The sequence below is a fragment of the Streptomyces sp. NPDC085931 genome (assembly GCF_044540565.1).
Taxonomy (GTDB): domain Bacteria; phylum Actinomycetota; class Actinomycetes; order Streptomycetales; family Streptomycetaceae; genus Streptomyces.
Genome location: NZ_JBITSK010000021.1, coordinates 1 through 17,622, shown reverse-complemented (window position 1 = coordinate 17,622; position 17,622 = coordinate 1). Strand labels below are relative to the sequence as shown.

14 protein-coding genes are annotated in these 17,622 nt (G+C 71.5%); 7 read left to right on the top strand and 7 right to left on the bottom strand.

What is annotated here, in order from left to right:
- The first annotated feature begins 86 nt into the window (after nucleotides 1-86).
- On the top strand, nucleotides 87-1,673 hold the full coding sequence (locus ACIGAN_RS32665) for a Na+/H+ antiporter (protein ID WP_365737363.1): 1,587 nt from the start codon (nucleotides 87-89) through the stop codon (nucleotides 1,671-1,673).
- A 172-nt stretch (nucleotides 1,674-1,845) separates the two neighbouring features.
- On the opposite strand, the gene ACIGAN_RS32660 is transcribed toward ACIGAN_RS32665, so the two are convergent.
- Complete coding sequence (locus ACIGAN_RS32660; RefSeq protein WP_399862958.1) at nucleotides 1,846-3,009, bottom strand: mechanosensitive ion channel family protein; 1,164 nt, start codon at nucleotides 3,007-3,009, stop codon at nucleotides 1,846-1,848.
- A 107-nt stretch (nucleotides 3,010-3,116) separates the two neighbouring features.
- On the opposite strand from ACIGAN_RS32660, the gene ACIGAN_RS32655 reads away from it, so the two are divergent.
- Nucleotides 3,117-3,686 carry a dienelactone hydrolase family protein gene (locus tag ACIGAN_RS32655; protein WP_365737365.1) on the top strand — a complete coding sequence of 190 codons (570 nt, stop codon included), beginning with the start codon at nucleotides 3,117-3,119 and terminating at the stop codon, nucleotides 3,684-3,686.
- Nucleotides 3,687-3,883: 197 nt separating this feature from the next.
- Here ACIGAN_RS32655 and ACIGAN_RS32650 read toward each other — a convergent pair whose 3' ends face one another.
- From ACIGAN_RS32650 to ACIGAN_RS32635, 4 genes are all read right to left on the bottom strand, one after another.
- Complete coding sequence (locus ACIGAN_RS32650; RefSeq protein ID WP_399862956.1) at nucleotides 3,884-5,554, bottom strand: alkaline phosphatase D family protein; 1,671 nt, start codon at nucleotides 5,552-5,554, stop codon at nucleotides 3,884-3,886.
- Between the two features lie 92 nt (nucleotides 5,555-5,646).
- Nucleotides 5,647-6,465, bottom strand: a complete 819-nt coding sequence (locus ACIGAN_RS32645) for a thioredoxin domain-containing protein (protein ID WP_365093038.1) — start codon at nucleotides 6,463-6,465, stop codon at nucleotides 5,647-5,649.
- 92 nt (nucleotides 6,466-6,557) lie between these two features.
- Nucleotides 6,558-7,253 carry a hypothetical protein gene (locus ACIGAN_RS32640; protein ID WP_365737369.1) on the bottom strand — a complete coding sequence of 232 codons (696 nt, stop codon included), beginning with the start codon at nucleotides 7,251-7,253 and terminating at the stop codon, nucleotides 6,558-6,560.
- 69 nt (nucleotides 7,254-7,322) lie between these two features.
- Entirely contained in the window at nucleotides 7,323-8,651 is a 1,329-nt protein-coding gene (locus tag ACIGAN_RS32635) for a DUF2252 domain-containing protein (protein ID WP_365093043.1), read from the bottom strand.
- A gap of 215 nt (nucleotides 8,652-8,866) precedes the next feature.
- On the opposite strand from ACIGAN_RS32635, the gene dnaE reads away from it, so the two are divergent.
- Nucleotides 8,867-12,406 carry a DNA polymerase III subunit alpha gene (gene dnaE / locus ACIGAN_RS32630; RefSeq protein ID WP_365737371.1) on the top strand — a complete coding sequence of 1,180 codons (3,540 nt, stop codon included), beginning with the start codon at nucleotides 8,867-8,869 and terminating at the stop codon, nucleotides 12,404-12,406.
- A 151-nt stretch (nucleotides 12,407-12,557) separates the two neighbouring features.
- On the opposite strand, the gene ACIGAN_RS32625 is transcribed toward dnaE, so the two are convergent.
- Nucleotides 12,558-12,722 carry a hypothetical protein gene (locus ACIGAN_RS32625; protein WP_309094022.1) on the bottom strand — a complete coding sequence of 55 codons (165 nt, stop codon included), beginning with the start codon at nucleotides 12,720-12,722 and terminating at the stop codon, nucleotides 12,558-12,560.
- A 222-nt stretch (nucleotides 12,723-12,944) separates the two neighbouring features.
- On the opposite strand from ACIGAN_RS32625, the gene ACIGAN_RS32620 reads away from it, so the two are divergent.
- The 4 genes from ACIGAN_RS32620 (at nucleotide 12,945) to ACIGAN_RS32605 (ending at nucleotide 16,933) form a co-directional block, all read left to right on the top strand.
- Nucleotides 12,945-14,156, top strand: a complete 1,212-nt coding sequence (locus ACIGAN_RS32620) for an NYN domain-containing protein (RefSeq protein ID WP_365093050.1) — start codon at nucleotides 12,945-12,947, stop codon at nucleotides 14,154-14,156.
- A gap of 122 nt (nucleotides 14,157-14,278) precedes the next feature.
- Entirely contained in the window at nucleotides 14,279-15,253 is a 975-nt protein-coding gene (locus ACIGAN_RS32615; protein ID WP_365737583.1) for an ABC transporter ATP-binding protein, read from the top strand.
- 100 nt (nucleotides 15,254-15,353) lie between these two features.
- Nucleotides 15,354-16,175 (top strand): ABC transporter permease, encoded by an 822-nt coding sequence (locus tag ACIGAN_RS32610; RefSeq protein ID WP_365737374.1) that lies wholly within the window; start codon nucleotides 15,354-15,356, stop codon nucleotides 16,173-16,175.
- 56 nt (nucleotides 16,176-16,231) lie between these two features.
- Nucleotides 16,232-16,933 (top strand): AAA family ATPase, encoded by a 702-nt coding sequence (locus ACIGAN_RS32605; RefSeq protein WP_399862952.1) that lies wholly within the window; start codon nucleotides 16,232-16,234, stop codon nucleotides 16,931-16,933.
- A gap of 344 nt (nucleotides 16,934-17,277) precedes the next feature.
- Here the strand turns inward: ACIGAN_RS32605 and ACIGAN_RS32600 are convergent.
- A partial coding sequence (locus ACIGAN_RS32600) for an integrase core domain-containing protein (RefSeq protein WP_399862950.1) occupies nucleotides 17,278-17,622 on the bottom strand: 345 nt, incomplete at its 5' end.

The following is a 17,622-nucleotide window of genomic DNA, read 5'->3' as shown; positions in this document are numbered from 1 at the left end:
GCGGGTGCCGAAACGGTTTGTCACGGGTGTTGCGTGGCACGCTTGAGATCAGTCGTGTGACCGTCTGACCTCCCGGAGCGCTGACCGTGGATCAGTTGGCCCTGTTGTTCGTGCTGCTGCTCGGGGCCGTGATCAGCGTCCCGGTCGGGGATCGGCTCGGCGTGCCCGCGCCGGTGCTGATGACCCTGCTCGGCATCGTCCTCGCGCTGCTCGAGTTCGTCCCGAACGTCGAGATCCCGCCGGACCTGATCCTGCCCCTGCTGCTGCCGCCCCTGCTGTACGCCGCCGTGCGGCGCACCTCGTGGCGGCAGTTCGCGGCCAACAAGAGACCCATCTTCCTGCTGGCCGTGGCGCTGGTGTTCGTCACCATGGCCTGTGTGGCCGCCGCGGCCGACGCGATCGTGCCGGGCCTGCCGCTGGCCGCGGCGTTCGCGCTCGGTGCGCTGGTGGCGCCGCCGGACCCCGTCGCGGCGACCGCCGTCGCCGGGCAGCTGGGACTGCCGCGCCGGCTGGTGTCCATCCTGGAGGGCGAGGGGCTCTTCAACGACGTGACGGCCATCGTCCTCTACCACGTGGCGATCGCCGCCGCCGTGAGCGGGACGTTCTCGCCGTGGCAGGCCGGGCTCGACCTGGTGCTGTCGGCGGTGGTGGCGGTGGCCGTCGGCCTCGCGCTCGGCTGGGGCACCAACAAGCTGATGGAGCTGCTCGACGACGCCACCCTGCAGATCTCGCTGACCCTGCTGGTGCCGTACGCCGCCTACGTGATGGCCGAGGAACTGCACGGCTCCGGGGTGCTCGCCGTGCTCACCACCGCGCTGTTCCTGGCGGAGTACGGCTCCGACGCCGACGACGTGATGACGCGGCTGGCCGGGCACACGTTCTGGAACATCGTGGACACGCTCGTCACCGGCGTCGCCTTCGGGCTGGTCGGGCTGGAGCTGCACAACGCCATCCACACCGCGGCCGGCCGGTGGGGACAGCTGCTCGGGTGGGCGGCGCTGGTGGTGTGCGTGGTCGTCTTCGTCCGGCTGCTGTGGCTGCTGCCGGCGACCTGGCTGACCAAACGGCTGCACGCGCGACGGGACTACGACGAGGACATCCCCGTGAGCTGGCGCGAGACCGTGGTGATGTGGTGGTCGGGGATGCGGGGGGTGGCGTCGGTCGCGCTGGTGCTGGCCATTCCGCTGGAGACGGACACCGGGGCGCCGTTCCCCAACCGGGACGAGATCATCTTCATCGCCTTCGGGGTGATCATGGTGACGCTGATCGTGCAGGGGCTGACGCTGCCCTGGCTGGTGCGGCGGCTCGGGGTCAAGGCCGACACGGACGTGGAGAAGGACTTCGCGAAGACCCTGGCGATCCGGGCGGCGAAGGCGGCCAAGCGGCGGCTGCGGGAGATCGAGGATTCCGAGGAGCTGCCGGAGGAGCTGTCCGAGCAGATGCTGCGGCGCGCGTTCGACATCGGGGTGCGGATCAGCCCCGAGGTGGCGGAGGACGAGCGGCGTGAGGCGCACCGGGAGCGGGCACGGCAGCTGAAGCGGATGCGGCGGATCCAGCAGGAGATGCTGAGCGCCGCGCGGCACGAGGTGCTGGCGGCGCGGAGTGAACCGGGAGCCGATCCGGAGGTGGTGGACCGGGTGCTGCGCCATCTCGACGTGCGCAGCCTGCGCTGAGCCACGCCCTCGCCCGCCCCTGCGGCCTGCCCCCGTGCACCCATGAACCCGGCTGGGCGAAACCCGGCCCGGGCGGAAACCGGCCCGGGCGGAACCCGGGCAGCGGTGAGGACGGCCGCCCGCTGTCGCGGGGCAGCCGTCCTCGGCGGTGTGCGGTGCGGGGCGGCCGGGCTCAGCGCTCCGAGCGGGGCGAGCCGTGGTAGCGGCGCTGGCCCGGGACGCCGTCGTAAGACGGCCGGTCCCCGTCGCGGGACGGGCGGGCGCCGTTGCGGGCGGGGGACCCGCCGTCCCGGGACGGCGGCAGGATCGCGTCGGCCGTGTTGACCCGGGGCAGGGCGTAGGGGTGCTCGTCGGCCAGCCAGCGGATCATCCGCTCGCGGACCGCGACCCGCACCGTCCAGATGTCGTCGGCGTCCTTGGCGGTCACCAGGGCCCGCACCTGCATGGTGTTCGGCGTGGTGTCCGTGACCGACAGGTCGTAGGCGCGGCCGTCCCAGGCCGGGCACTCGCGCAGGATGTCGCGGAGCTTGTCGCGCATCGCCTCCACGGGGGCCGTGTGGTCCAGGTGCCAGAAGACGATGCCCGTCATCTGCGGCGTGCCCCGCGACCAGTTCTCGAACGGCTTGGACGTGAAGTACGACACCGGCATGGTGATCCGGCGCTCGTCCCAGGTGCGCACGGCGAGGAACGTCAGCGTGATCTCCTCGACCGTGCCCCACTCGCCGTCCACGACCACGGTGTCCCCAATGCGCACCATGTCGCCGAAGGCGATCTGGAACCCGGCGAACATGTTGCTCAGCGTGGACTGGGCGGCGACACCGGCGACGATGCCGAGGATTCCGGCCGAGGCCAGCAGCGACGCGCCGGCCGCCTTGAACGCCGGGAAGGTCAGCAGCATGCTCGCCGCGGCCACCACGCCGACGATCGCGGACACCACCCGCATGATCAGCGTCACCTGGGTGCGCACCCGGCGGACCCGGGCCGGATCGCGGTGTGCCCGGCCGTGGGCGTACCGGCTGTACGACGTCTCGACGATCGCCGCCGCGATACGGATCACCAGCCAGGCGGTCGATCCGATCAGCACCAGGGTCAGCACCCGGCCGGCGGTCTCCTCGTTGCTCCGCAGCAGGTCCGCCTCGCGGTACGACCCTCTCAGCAGGGCGGCGCACAGCACCAGCTGGTAGGGGATACGGGCACGGCGGAGCAGACCCCACAGCGGGGTGTCGTGGTGCCGTTCGTCGGCCTTGCGCAGCAGGAGGTCGGTGGCCCAGCCGATCACCAGCGTGAGCACGACCGAGCCACCGACCACGATCAGCGGTCGTAGCAGGTTCTCCATGCCCCCGAACCTAACCGGCTCGCCGGGGGCATGAACATGTGACTTCGGCGGCGTCCTGGGTACTGCCGCGATCCCGGCCCGTCACACCCGGCTGGCACCATGGCCTCATGAACATCATGCTCTTTCACTCGACCTTCGGTCTGCGGCCCGCGGTGCGGCAGGCCGCTGACCGGCTGCGCTCGGCCGGTCACGAGGTGTGGACGCCCGACCTCTTCGAAGGGCGCACGTTCGAGACCGTCGAGGAGGGCATGGAGCACAACGAGAAGATCGGCAAGGAGGAGCTGCTGAGGCGGGCCGTGCTGGCCGCCGCGCCCTACTCGGAGCGCGGGCTCGTGTACGCCGGCTTCTCCCTCGGCGCCTCCATCGCCCAGACCCTCGCCCTCGGCGACGACAAGGCCCGCGGCCTGCTGCTCCTGCACGGCACCTCGGACATCGCCCCGGGCGTGACGGTGGACGGGCTGCCGGTCCAGCTGCACGTCGCGGAGCCGGACCCGTTCGAGACGGACGACTGGCTGAGCGCCTGGTACCTGCAGATGGGCCGCACGGGCGCCGACGTGGAGGTGTACCGCTACGCCGGGGCCGGCCACCTCTACACCGACCCCGACCTGCCCGACTACGACGCCGAGGCGGCCGAGGCCACCTGGCGGGTGGCGCTCGGCTTCCTCGACACGCTCTAGCGGCCGGTCAGCACTTCTTCGGCGGGTGCACCAGCGACGCGAAGTGCCCGGACCAGCCCCAGCCCACCGGCTGCGAGTCATAGATCCGGAACCACATGTTCCCCGACGGGGTGGCGGTGGTGGAGCACGCGATCCGCAGGGTGGTGCGCCGCGGCTCGGTGCGGTACCGGTACGGCGGGCATCCGGTGCGACTCCGGTTACACCGGGTCGTACGCGCGTTCCAGCTTCTGCGTGCCGCTGCGCGTGCGGTACGAGCGCGCCCACACGGCCGTGGCGTCGCGCCGTGCCCGGCCGGAGACGACGTAGTAGTCCATCTGCGCCCGCTCCGCCGTGAGGTCCAGGACGCCGAAGCCGTGGCGGTCGGTGTCGACCCAGTGGACGTGCCGGTTGGCCGCGCGGATCACCGGCGCGGCGACCGCGGAGACCGTGCCCTCCGGGACCTTCACGATGTCGTCGAGGTTGTCCGAGGTGACCGAGGTGACGACGAACTCCGTGGCGGCCGACGGGGAGAGCGGGTACGTGCCCGCGTCCACCGGGACGTCGTTGGCCCACGCCATGTGGATGTCGCCGGTGAGGAAGACGGTGTTGCGGATGGCGTGCGCGCGCAGGTGCGCCAGGATCTCGCGCCGGTCGTCGGTGTAGCCGTCCCACTGGTCGGTGTTGAGGGCGAGGCCCTCCTGCGGCAGGCCCAGCAGCTTGGCCAGCGGCTTCAGCAGGTCGGCGGAGAGCGAGCCGATGGCGAACGGCGAGATCATCACGGAGTTGCCGACCAGCCGCCAGGTGGTGTCGGACGCCTGCAGGCCCGCCTTGAGCCAGTCGAGCTGGGCGCGGCCGGTGAGGGTGCGGTCCGGGTCGTCGACCTCGCCGTTGCCGACCTTGACCTGCTGGGAGCGGAAGGAGCGCAGGTCCAGCAGCGACAGGTCGGCCAGCTTGCCGAAGCGCAGCCGGCGGTAGGTGGTGCCGGCGAGGGCGGGACGCACCGGCATCCACTCGAAGTAGGCCTGCCGGGCGGCGGCCTGACGGGCCGCCCAGGCGCCCTCGGCGCCCTCCGTGTGGTTCTCCGCGCCGCCCGACCAGGCGTCGTTGGCGAACTCGTGGTCGTCCCAGATCGCCACGACCGGGGCCGCCGCGTGCAGCGCCTGCAGGTCCGGGTCCGTCTTGTAACGGGCGTGCCGCGCACGGTAGTCGGCGAGCGTGACGATCTCGTGGGCCGGGACGTGCGGGCGGACGACGGTGCCGCGGGTGCCGTACTCGCCGGTGCCGTACTCGTAGATGTAGTCGCCCAGGTGCAGCCAGGCGTCCAGGTCGCCGCGGGCCGCGAGGTGCCGGTACGGGGCGAAGTACCCGGCCTCCCAGTTGGCGCAGGAGACCACGCCGAAGCGCAGGCCGGTGACGGCCGCGTCGGGAGCGGGGGCGGTGCGGGTGCGGGCGGCGGGGGAGTCGGTGCCGCCGGCGGAGAAGCGGAACCAGTAGTCCGTGCCCGGCTCCAGGCCGCGGATGTCGGCCTTCACGGTGTGGTCGGAGGCGGCGGTGGCGGTCGTGGAGCCCTGGGCGACGACGTTCGTGAACGCCTTGTCCCGGGCGACCGTCCAGGCGACGTCGATGTCCGGGCCGATGCCGGAGCCGGGTATCGCCTCGGGGACGGGCGTCACCCGGGTCCACAGCAGGACGCCGTCCGGCAGCGGGTCGCCGGAGGCCACGCCGTGCAGGAAGGCGGGGGCCTGGTCCACGGCGCGCGCGGGCAGGGTCGCCGCCAGCGGCCCGGCCAGGACAGCAGTCGCCGCCGCGGCCTTGACGACCGTACGGCGGCGCGGGGTGAGGGAGTTGAGGCCCTCGGACGTGTTCGATGATCTGTATCGACTGGTCACGAGCGATCAGGTTACTGGTCGGTATGCGCCGGAGCGGGCGAACTCCGGAAGTTCGCCCGCTCTTCACACGCCGGCCGGTCCACGGCCCGTCGTCACTTCTTCAGGGCCTCGCCCACCACCCGGTTGAAGTCGGCCACCGTCATCAGCGGCGTGCCCTGGCTGTCGGCGGTGAGCTGCTTGCCGTCCATCACGAAGCCCGGCGTGCCCGTGACGCCGTCCTTGTTGTCGTCGAAGGTCTTCGACATGGCCATCGCCCAGGCGTCGTAGGTGCCCTTCTCGACGGCGTCCTGGAACTTCTTGTTGCCCTTCAGCTCCGGGACGCTGTTCGCCACCTTGATCAGGTAGCTGTCCTTCTTGAACTCGTCGGTCGTCTCCTCCGGGTGGAACTTCGCGGAGTAGAGGGCGGCCTTGTAGTCGAGGAACGCCCGGTCGCTGACGTTCAGCGCGGCGCCCAGGGCGCTCAGCGCGTTCTTGGAGCCCTCGCCGTTGTCCTTGTCGTCGATGAAGGTGGCGCCGATGAACTGCATCTTGTACTTGCCGTCGTCGATGTCCTTCTTCACGGTCGGGCCGACCGTCTGCTCGAACTGGGCGCACACCGGGCAGCGCGGGTCCTCGTAGACCTTCAGGGTCTTCTTCGCCGAGTCCTTGCCGATGACGACCGTGGTGCCGTCGGTGCCGGTGGTGTTGGCCGGGGCGACGACCTCGGCGTCCTTCTGGGCCTCCCAGTAGCCGGGCTTGTTGGCCTGGACGACCGCGTAGCCGATGCCGCCGGCTATCGCGAGGACGCCGACGACGGAGCAGGCGACGACGATCTGCCGCCTGGCCTTGGCCCGCTTGGCCTCGCGCTCGCGCTCGACGCGCAGCCGCTCCCGGGCCGCCGTCTTCGCCGCCTGGCTGTTCCGCTTGCTCATGGTGATGTTCTCCGTGGGGGACGCGCACACGTCGTGTGTGCGGGATAGGTGAGGGGGACTGCTCGTGCTCGCCGTGCGCGACGGCGGGTGCCTCAGACGAGGGCGGGCGAGCACGGCGGTCCACGCCGTCCCAGGGAGTAGGCGAGAACCAGGTCGCGGGCGGTCGACGTGCGGCCGGCGGGGCGCGCGGGCAGCCGGCGGGCGGCCGGCCGCCGCCGTACCGCCACCGCGGCGACCGCCAGCAGCAACGGCCGGAACGTCGTCGCCGTCACCGCCCGCAGCAGCTGGGCCAGGGCCCGCTCGCCGCGGCGCAGCCACACGGCCGCGGTGAGGCCGACGCCGAGGTGCGCGCCGAGCAGCAGCCAGGCCGTGGCCGGGTCGGCGTGGGCGACCACCGCTGCCAGCCGCTCCGTACCGGTGGCACCGGCCATCCGGGCCAGCGGCGTACCGACCTCGCCGCCGCCGCACAGCACGTCCAGGCCGACCGAGCGCAGCGGGCCCGCGACCGGGCCGCCCGCGCGGCCGTAACAGGCGTGCTGCCCCGTGGTGAACACCGTGTCGGCGGCCAGCTCCAGCGGGATCAGCAGGGCCGCGATCCGCCCGAAGGAGCGCTCGCGGCCCGCCAGGGCGTAGGCGAGGAGGAACACGGCGGCGGCGACCGCCGCCACCGTGCCCACCGGCAGCGGGGCCCGGGACAGCAGCACGTGCGACGCGGTGCTGAGCGTCACGACCACGGCCGTGAACAGCGCCGCGCGCACGGCTCTGAGCGGGGTCCCGGATATGTCCATAGCGAGAGAAGAGTCTGTCACGGGGACCTGTAAGGGACCCCTAAAGGATGCCTGTGTGAGCTTCTTCCGTCACAGACCCGGGATCCGGCCGTTGCGGAAGAGGTCCACGAAGGTCTGGTGGTCGGCACGCGCGCGTGCGCCGTAGTTGTGCGCGAAGTCGACCAGCAGGGGCGCGAAGCCCTCCTCGTCGGCCGCGATCGCCGCGTCGATGGCCCGCTCGGTGGAGAACGGCACCAGGGACTCGCCGGACTGGTCGTCCGCCGCCGCGTGCATGGTGGCCGTCGCCCGGCCGAGGTCCGCCACCACCTGGGCGATCTCCTCCGGGTCGTCGATGTCGCCCCAGTCGAGGTCCACCGCGTACGGCGAGACCTCGGCGACCAGCTGGCCCGCGCCGTCCAGCTCGGTCCAGCCCAGCCACGGGTCGGCGTGCGCCTGGAGGGCGCGCTGGGAGATGACCGTGCGGTGCCCCTCGTGCTGGAAGTAGTCGCGGATCGCCCGGTCCGTGATGTGCCGGGAGACGGCCGGGGTCTGGGCCTGCTTGATGTAGATCACGACATCGTTCTCCAGGGCGTCGCTGTGACCCTCCAGGAGGATGTTGTACGACGGCAGCCCCGCCGAGCCGATCCCGATGCCGCGGCGGCCGACGACGTCCTTCACGCGGTAGGAGTCGGGGCGGGCCAGGGAGCTGTCCGGGAGCGTCTCCAGATAGCCGTCGAAGGCGGCGAGGACCTTGTAGCGCGTGGCCGCGTCCAGCTCGACCGAGCCGCCGCCCGGCGCGAAGCGGCGCTCGAAGTCGCGGATCTCCGTCATCGACTCCAGCAGCCCGAAGCGGGTCAGCGAGCGGGCGTCGCGCAGCACGTCCAGCAGCGGGCCCTGCGCGGTGTCCAGCGTGAACGGCGGCACCTCGTCGCTCTTCGCGCCCGTGGCCAGGGCGTGGATCCGCTCCCGGTACGCGCCCGCGTACACCCGCACCAGCTCGGTGATCTGCTCGTCGCTGAGCGCCTTGGCGTAGCCGATCAGCGCGATGGACGCGGCGAAACGCGCCAGGTCCCAGGTGAAGGGGCCCACGTAGGCCTCGTCGAAGTCGTTGACGTTGAAGATCAGGCGGCCGTTGGCGTCCATGTACGTGCCGAAGTTCTCCGCGTGCAGGTCGCCGTGGATCCACACGCGCGACGTGCGCTCGTCCAGGTACGGGCCGTCCAGCAGCCCCTCCCGGTCGAGGTCGTGGTAGAAGAGGCTCGCCGTGCCCCGGTAGAAGGCGAAGGCCGAGGCCGCCATCTTCCGGAACTTCACGCGGAACGCGGCCGGGTCGGCGGCCAGGAGCTCGCCGAAGGCGGTGTCGATGACGGCGAGGATCTCCTCACCGCGGTGCTCGCCGTCGAGCTGCGGGAACGACATCGCTGGGTGCCTCCTGGTGCATGCGTCTCGGGCGGCAGGTCCGCCCTGTGCCTAACGTGCGGGGGCACGCGCGAGTGCCCACGGCCCCCGCACGAAGGTACGCGGGTCAGGCCCCCGTGTGTCACTGCCGAGGCATAGACTTCGACGCTGTCCCCCAGACTGTCCGCAGCCTGTCGGACCCCATTCGACCCGTGTTCTTCCTGGAGGCCGCAGCCGTGTCAAAGCCGCCGTTCACGCACCTGCACGTCCACACCCAGTACTCGCTGCTGGACGGTGCCGCGCGGCTGAAGGACATGTTCGACGCGTGCAACGAGATGGGCATGACCCACATCGCCATGTCCGACCACGGCAACCTCCACGGGGCGTACGACTTCTACCACTCCGCGCAGAAGGCCGGGATCACCCCGATCATCGGGATCGAGGCCTATGTCGCGCCCGAGTCGCGCCGCAACAAGCGCAAGATCCAGTGGGGCCAGCCGCACCAGAAGCGGGACGACGTCTCCGGTTCCGGCGGTTACACGCACAAGACGATGTGGGCCGTGAACAAGACCGGTCTGCACAACCTCTTCCGGCTGTCCTCCGACGCCTACGCCGAGGGCTGGCTGCAGAAGTGGCCCCGGATGGACAAGGAGACCATCGCCAAGTGGTCCGAGGGCATCGTCGCCTCCACCGGCTGCCCCTCCGGCGAGGTCCAGACCCGGCTGCGCCTCGGCCACTTCGACGAGGCCCTCAAGGCCGCCGCCGACTACCAGGACATCTTCGGCAAGGACAAGTACTTCCTGGAGCTGATGGACCACGGCATCGAGATCGAGCACCGGGTCCGCGACGGCCTGCTGGAGATCGGCAGGAAGCTCGGCATCCCCCCGCTGGTCACCAACGACTCGCACTACACCTACGCGCACGAGGCGAGCGCCCACGACGCGCTGCTGTGCATCCAGACCGGCAAGAACCTCTCCGACCCGGACCGCTTCAAGTTCGACGGCACCGGCTACTACCTGAAGTCCACGGACGAGATGTACGCCATCGACTCCTCGGACGCCTGGCAGGAGGGCTGCGCCAACACCCGGCTGATCGCCGAGATGGTCGACACCACGGGCATGTTCGAAAAGCGCGACCTCATGCCCAAGTTCGACATCCCCGAGGGGTACACGGAGGTCAGCTGGTTCCGCGAGGAGACCATGCGCGGCATGCACCGCCGCTTCCCGGACGGCATCCCGGACGACCGCATGAAGCAGGTCGAGTACGAGATGGACACCATCATCTCGATGGGCTTCCCGGGCTACTTCCTCGTGGTCGCCGACTTCATCATGTGGGCCAAGAAGCAGGGCATCGCGGTCGGCCCCGGCCGTGGCTCGGCGGCCGGCTCGATCGTCGCCTACGCCCTGGGCATCACCGACCTCGACCCCATCCCGCACGGCCTGATCTTCGAGCGGTTCCTCAACCCCGAGCGCATCTCCATGCCCGATGTCGACATCGACTTCGACGAGCGCCGGCGCGTCGAGGTGATCCGGTACGTCACGGAGAAGTACGGCGCCGACAAGGTCGCCATGATCGGCACGTACGGCACCATCAAGGCCAAGAACGCGATCAAGGACTCCGCGCGCGTGCTGGGCTACCCGTACGCGATGGGCGACCGCATCACCAAGGCCATGCCGGCCGACGTCCTCGGCAAGGGCATCAACCTGGACGGCATCACCGACCCGAACCACCCCCGCTACTCGGAGGCGGGCGAGGTCCGGGCGATGTACGAGAACGAGCCGGACGTGAAGAAGGTCATCGACACCGCCAAGGGCGTCGAGGGCCTGGTGCGGCAGATGGGCGTGCACGCCGCCGGCGTGATCATGTCCAGCGAGACCATCACCGACCACGTGCCCGTCTGGGTCCGGCACACCGACGGCGTGACCATCACGCAGTGGGACTACCCGAGCTGTGAGTCGCTCGGCCTGCTGAAGATGGACTTCCTGGGCCTGCGCAACCTGACGATCATGGACGACGCCGTCAAGATGGTGAAGTCCAACAAGGGGATCGACATCGATCTCCTGAGCCTCCCGCTCGACGACCCGACGACCTTCGAACTGCTCCAGCGCGGGGACACCCTCGGCGTCTTCCAGTTCGACGGCGGGCCCATGCGGTCCCTGCTCCGGCTGATGAAGCCGGACAACTTCGAAGACATCTCCGCCGTGTCGGCCCTGTACCGCCCGGGCCCCATGGGCATGAACTCCCACACGAACTACGCGCTGCGCAAGAACGGCCAGCAGGAGATCACGCCCATCCACCCCGAGCTGGAGGAGCCGCTCCGGGAGGTCCTCGACGTCACCTACGGCCTGATCGTCTACCAGGAGCAGGTGCAGAAGGCCGCCCAGATCATCGCCGGCTACTCGCTGGGCGAGGCCGACATCCTGCGCCGCGTGATGGGCAAGAAGAAGCCCGAGGAACTGGCGAAGAACTTCGTCCTGTTCCAGGAGGGCGCCCGCAAGAAGGGGTACAGCGACGAGGCCATCCAGGCGCTGTGGGACGTGCTGGTCCCCTTCGCCGGCTACGCGTTCAACAAGGCGCACTCCGCCGCGTACGGACTCGTCTCCTACTGGACGGCCTACCTCAAGGCCAACCACCCCGCCGAGTACATGGCCGCCCTGCTGACGTCCGTGAAGGACGACAAGGACAAGTCGGCCGTCTACCTCAATGAGTGCCGCCGCATGGGCATCCGCGTGCTCCCGCCGAACGTCAACGAGTCGATGTCCAACTTCGCGGCCCAGGGCGACGACGTGATCCTCTTCGGCCTGTCCGCCGTCCGCAACGTCGGCACGAACGTGGTCGAGTCGATCATCCGGTGCCGCAAGGCCAAGGGGAAGTACACGTCCTTCCCGGACTACCTGGACAAAGTGGAGGCGGTGGTCTGCAACAAGCGCACCACCGAATCGCTCATCAAGGCCGGCGCCTTCGACTCGCTGGGCCACACCCGCAAGGGTCTCACCGCCCAGTACGAACCGATGATCGACAACGTGGTCGCGGTCAAGCGCAAGGAGGCCGAGGGGCAGTTCGACCTCTTCGGCGGCATGGGCGAGGCCGAGACCAGCGAGCCGGGCTTCGGGCTCGACGTGGAGTTCTCCACCGACGAGTGGGACAAGACCTATCTCCTCGCCCAGGAGCGGGAGATGCTCGGTCTGTACGTCTCCGACCACCCGCTGTTCGGCCTGGAGCACATCCTGTCCGACAAGGCCGACGCGGGCATCTCCCAGCTGACCGGCGGTGAGCACGCGGACGGCGCGGTCGTCACCATCGGCGGCATCATCTCCGGCCTGCAGCGCAAGATGACCAAGCAGGGCAACGCCTGGGCGATCGCCACCGTCGAGGACCTCGCCGGCTCCATCGAGTGCATGTTCTTCCCCGCGACCTACCAGCTCGTCTCGACCCAACTCGTCGAGGACGCCGTGGTGTTCGTCAAGGGCCGCCTGGACAAGCGCGAGGACGTGCCGCGGCTCGTCGCGATGGAGCTGATGGTCCCGGACCTGTCCAACGCCGGCACCAACGCGCCCGTGGTCCTCACGATCCCGGCCACCCGGGTCACCCCGCCGCTGGTCAGCCGCCTCGGCGAGGTGCTCAGCCACCACAAGGGCGACAGCGAGGTCCGGATCAAGCTCCAGGGGCCGACCAAGACGACCGTGCTGCGTCTGGACCGGCACCGGGTCAAGCCCGACCCGGCACTCTTCGGCGACCTGAAGGTGCTGCTCGGCCCGTCCTGCCTGGCGGGCTGACCGCGGCCGTGCCGCTCGGCCCGTCCTGTCCGGCTCGCTGACCGGGGCCGCGGGCGGCTGGTGACGCGCGTGACGCGCGTGAGGGGCGTACCCGGTACCTGGTACGCCCCTCACGTATGCGCGTGGATCGCGAAAACCCGCGCCGCGAACGTCAGTTGTGGCCGAAGCTGCGCTTCCGCTTGCGGGAGGCCACGTCGCCGGGGGTCAGCTCGACCTCGGTCTGGGGCTCCGCCTGGGCCGCGGGGCTGCGGTCCGCCCGCTGCCCGCGCTCGGTCGGACGCTGCTGCTTACGGTCACGGTTCTTGTTCTTGGCCATGGTGATGCCTCCTGTGGGGGATCTAGGGGCCAGGGCCGGGACCAGATTCACACAGGCCGACAACGATCGCATGTCGGACAATTACCCTGCGTGACAGGGGGAGTCGGAGCGGGGGGCGGCGAAACGCCACGCCGAAGATCGAGTTCCGGCCGTTAACCTCCGCGCCGTCGGGCAGACTCGAAGGAAGCCCGAAACAAACCTCCCGGGAAGAGGGTGAGTCGCGTGGACCGCTGCATCGTCCTGGTGGACGCCGGGTATCTGCTGGGAGCCGCGGCGAGCCTCCTCGCCGGGGAGCCCTCGCGGTCCCGCATCACGGTCGACCACACAGCCCTCATCCAGGGGCTGCGCGAGCGTGCCGAATCCGACACACAGCAGCCGCTGCTGCGCATCTACTGGTTCGACGGCGCCCCCGACCGCGTCCCGCAGCCCGAGCACCGCAGGCTGCGCGTGATGCCCCGGGTCACCGTCCGGCTCGGCGCCCTGACCCGCAGCGACGGCCGCTGGGCGCAGAAGGGCGTGGACGCCGCCATGCACGCCGAGCTGACCGAACTGGCCCGCAACCGCGCCTGCTCCGACGTCGTCCTGGTCACCGGCGACGGCGACCTGCTGCCGGGCATGATGGCCGCCAAGGAGCACGGGGTCGCCGTCCACCTGTGGGCCGTGCAGGCCGCCGACGGCGACTACAACCAGTCCGAGGACCTGGTCGCCGAGGCCGACGAGCGGCGTGTCCTGGACCGCGCGTGGATCACCAAGGCCGTCCGCGCCAAGGAGTACTCGGGGGTGTGCGCCCCGCAGCCCGCGCCCCGGCCGGAGATCGCCGCGATCCTCTCCGCGCCGCTGCCCGACTCCGCCCTCGCCGCCCCCGCCGAGCGGCCCGCCCCGCAGCCCCCGCACCCGGTGCCCGGCCCCGGCCAGAACGGCAGCGAGGAGCGCGTGCCCGCCGCCAAAGGGGTCCCCACACCCAAAGACCTGGCCGCCCTGCGCGCCCCCGGCACCCAGCCCGCCCAGCCCCCCGCCTCCGCCACCCTCCGCTGGTCCTCCGACAAAGGTTGGGTCGACCGGCCCGCGGCCGAGCCCCCCGAGGCCGCCTCGATGCCGACGCTCGCCCAGCTGACCACCGCTGAGCAGCGCTGGGCCGACCGCGAGGAGGACATCACCACGGTCGGCGGCGACCCCTTCGAGGTGGGCCAGGTCTTCGCCCGGCGCTGGGTGGAACGTCTCGGCGACCAGAGCCACCTGCAGAAACTGTCCGGGATGTACCCACGCATCCCGCACCGGGTCGACGGTGAGCTGCTGCGCTACGCCGCCCGGTTCGGCCTGCTCGCCCACAAGGACGACCAGATCGACGAACGCGACCGTTACGCCATCCGGGCCGGCTTCTGGAAGGAGATCGGCGTGCGCACGGGGGTGGAGCACGCCCCGGTCGGCGACTGAGGCCTCGCCGGCTCTTTTCCCGTCACGGAGCGACCCGAGAGCGAACCGGGCCCGCCGACCCCGTAGTCTCGTCCCTTGTGAGTAAGCGCGCGGCACAGGCATTTCGGCACGATGGCGACATCGTGTGCGCGGTGCGCGGGCTGACCAAGACCTATCCGGCGGTCCGCGGCCGGCGCGGCGCGCCCGCGACCCCCGAGGTCCGGGCCACGGACGACGTACGGCTGGAGATCCGCCGCGGCGAGATCTTCGGCCTGCTCGGCCCGAACGGCGCCGGCAAGTCCACCCTCGTACGGCAGCTCACCGGGCTGATGCGGCCCGACAGCGGCAGCGTGGAGATCCTCGGGCACGACATCGTGCGCCACCCGGAGCGGGCCTCGCGCATCCTCGCCTACCTCGGCCAGGAGTCGACCGCCCTCGACGAACTGACCGTGTCGCTCGCCGCCGAGACGACCGGGCGGCTGCGCGGCCTGGAGGTCCGGCGGGCGCGGGCCGAGCGGGACGCCGTCCTCGACGAACTCGGCCTCACCCCGCTGGCCGGACGCCCGCTGAAGAAGCTCTCCGGCGGCCAGCGGCGGCTGGCGTGCTTCGCCGCGGCGCTGGTGGGGGAGCGGCCGCTGCTCGTGCTCGACGAGCCGACCACCGGCATGGACCCGGTGGCCCGGCGGGCCGTGTGGTCCGCGGTCGACCGGCGGCGGGCCGAGCACGGCACGACCGTGCTGCTCGTCACCCACAACGTCATCGAGGCCGAGACCGTGCTGGACCGGGTGGCCGTCCTGGACCGGGGGCGGGTGATCGCCTGCGACACGCCCGCCGGGCTCAAGGAACAGGTCGCGGGCGAGGTGCGGGTCGACCTGGTGTGGCGGGACGCCGCTCCGCTGCACGTGCCCGAGGTGGCCGCGCTGCGGGACCGGGCCGTGGAGTCGGGCCGCCGCTGGACGCTCCGGCTCGGCCCCGAGGAGGCCCGGGCGGTCGTCGCGACCGTCACCGGCGGCGCCGCCTTCGCCGCCCTGGACGACTTCACGCTGGCCACGCCGAGCCTGGAGGACGTCTACCTGGCGCTGGGCGGTGCCGCGCAGCAGGGGCTGGTGAAGGCATGAGGAACGTGAGGAACACCGAGGCCTTGAGTGCGTGGGCCGCCGCGTACGTACCGAACAGGGCGACTGCCGCAGTGGACCCGACGAAGGGGAGCAGCGCGACGTGAGTGTCGTACCCGCCGATGTCCTGCCGGGCAGTGCCCTGGCCGTCCAGGAGCCCGCCGCGGGCGCGGCCGAGCTCGGGCCCCGGGCGCGGCTGTGGCCGTCGCTGGCGGCCGTGTACCGGGCGCAGCTGTCCCGGGCGCGGGTCGCGCGGATCCCGCTGCTGTTCGTGGCGACCTTCCAGTCGGTCGGGATCATGATCCTGATGCGCGGGGTCGTGGACGACGGGGCCGAGGCGCAGGCGGTGGTCGCCGGTTCGTCGGTCCTCGTGGTCGCCTTCGTCGCGCTGAACCTGCTCGCGCAGTACTTCGGGCAGCTGCGCGCCAGCGGCGGGCTCGACCACTACGCGACCCTGCCGGTGCCGCCCGCGGCCGTGGTGCTCGGCGCGGCGGGCGCGTACGCGTCCTTCACCGTGCCCGGGACGGTCGTGACGGCGGTCTTCGGCTGTGTGCTGTTCGGGCTGCCGCTGGCCCATCTGTGGATCCTCATGGCCGTCATCCCGCTGGCGGGCGCCGCGCTCGCCGGGCTCGGGGCGGCGCTGGGGCTGCTCGCGCCGCGGCCGGAGCTGGCCACGCTGCTCGGGCAGCTGGGCATGTCGGCGGCGCTGCTGCTGGGCGTGCTGCCGGCCGACCGGATGCCGGAGGCCGTGCGCTTCGCGCGGGACCTGCTGCCGTCGACGTACGGGGTGGAGGCGTTCGCGCGCACGTTCGGGGCGGACCCGGACTGGGCGTTCGTGCTCGGTGATCTCGCCGTCTGCGGTGGTGTGGGCGTCGTCTCGCTGGCCGTGGCGACCTGGGCGTACCGGCGGGCGGCCGTCCGGTGAGCGGGGAGGGGTCGTCCGGTGACGCGGCACACAGGCGGGCCTGGCACGATGGCAGGGTGACCGCACCACTGACTCCGCCACCGCCACCGCACGAACACTCCGCGCAGGGTTCGTGGCAGCCGCCGGCCGGGGCGCCCGCGGCTCCCGGCTCCGAGCACGCCGAGTACGCCAAGCACACCGGGCCCGGCTGGTACGGACAGGACGACGGCCCCGGGATGAGGACCGAACTGCGGGAGGCCGGGCTGGTCGCCCTGGCCGTGGCCCTCGGCGGGGTGCTGCTGGGCGTGCTGTGGTGGTGGCTCGCGCCGCACGTGCCGCTGATCGGGGACGTGACGGACGGGAACTGGGTCGTCTACCTCAAGGACACCGAAGGGGAGCAGGCCGTCGGCGTGGACGGGACGTTCACGCTGCTCGGGCTGGGCTTCGGGCTGGTGAGCGCGCTGGCGGTGTTCCTGCTGCGGCGGCGCGGGGGTGTGCCGCTGGTGGTGGGCCTGGCCGTCGGCGGGCTGCTCGGGTCGCTGCTGGCCTGGCGGGTCGGGGTGTGGCTCGGTCCCGCCGAGGACGTCGTCGCGCACGCGCGTGAGGTGGGGCGGGGCGTGACGTTCTCCGCGCCGCTGAAGCTCGGGGCGAAGGGGGCGCTGCTGGCGTGGCCGCTCGCCGCGCTGGTCGTGCACCTGGGGCTCACGGCGCTGTTCGGACCCCGGGACCCCGAGCCGGAGTTCGAGCACGGGACGTATCCGTCGCAGCCGGCCGTCTAGGGCCTGTCGTTTGGATCACGCCGCAGACGCGTGGTCTGGCACGCACATCTGCGGCGTTGTCGTCGGTCGCCGACGCTCCGCGTCGACTCCCTCCTCCGCCTTGCAGCTGCACGCACCAGACCACGCTCCCCGGCGCTGAACAGCACCGTCCCTTTCCTGCGACCTGATCCAAACGACAAGGCCCTAGTGGCCTGTCCGACCGTTCCCGCCGTCGCGAGGCAGGCGGGAACGGTCGGACAGGACCCGGCTCTCGGCGCCGGGCGTTGCGCGGCGGGGTGCCCGCTGCGCCCACCCGGGCGGCACGACGGCCCTAGGCGCGGGCCACCCGGGCGGCACGACAGGCCCTAGGTGTATTGACCCGCAGGGTTGTTAACGCGGCTGATCGGTGGCTGGCCGCCGAGTGCGGTGTGGCAGCGGTGGTGGTTGTAGGCGTGCAGAAAGTCTGCCAGGGCCGCGGTTCGCTCGTCGTTGCTTGTGTAGGGCTTGAGGTAGGCCCATTCGTCGAGCAGGGTGCGGTTGAAGCGTTCGACCTTGCCATTGGTCTGCGGCCGGTAGGCGCGGGTGAGCTTGCCGGCCGCGCCGAGGTCGCCGAGTGCCTGCTGCCAGGCGAAGCTCTTGCGGTAGGGCCAGGCGTTGTCGGTCAGGACCCGTTCGATGCGGTCGATGCCCGTGGTCTGGAAGAAGGCCGC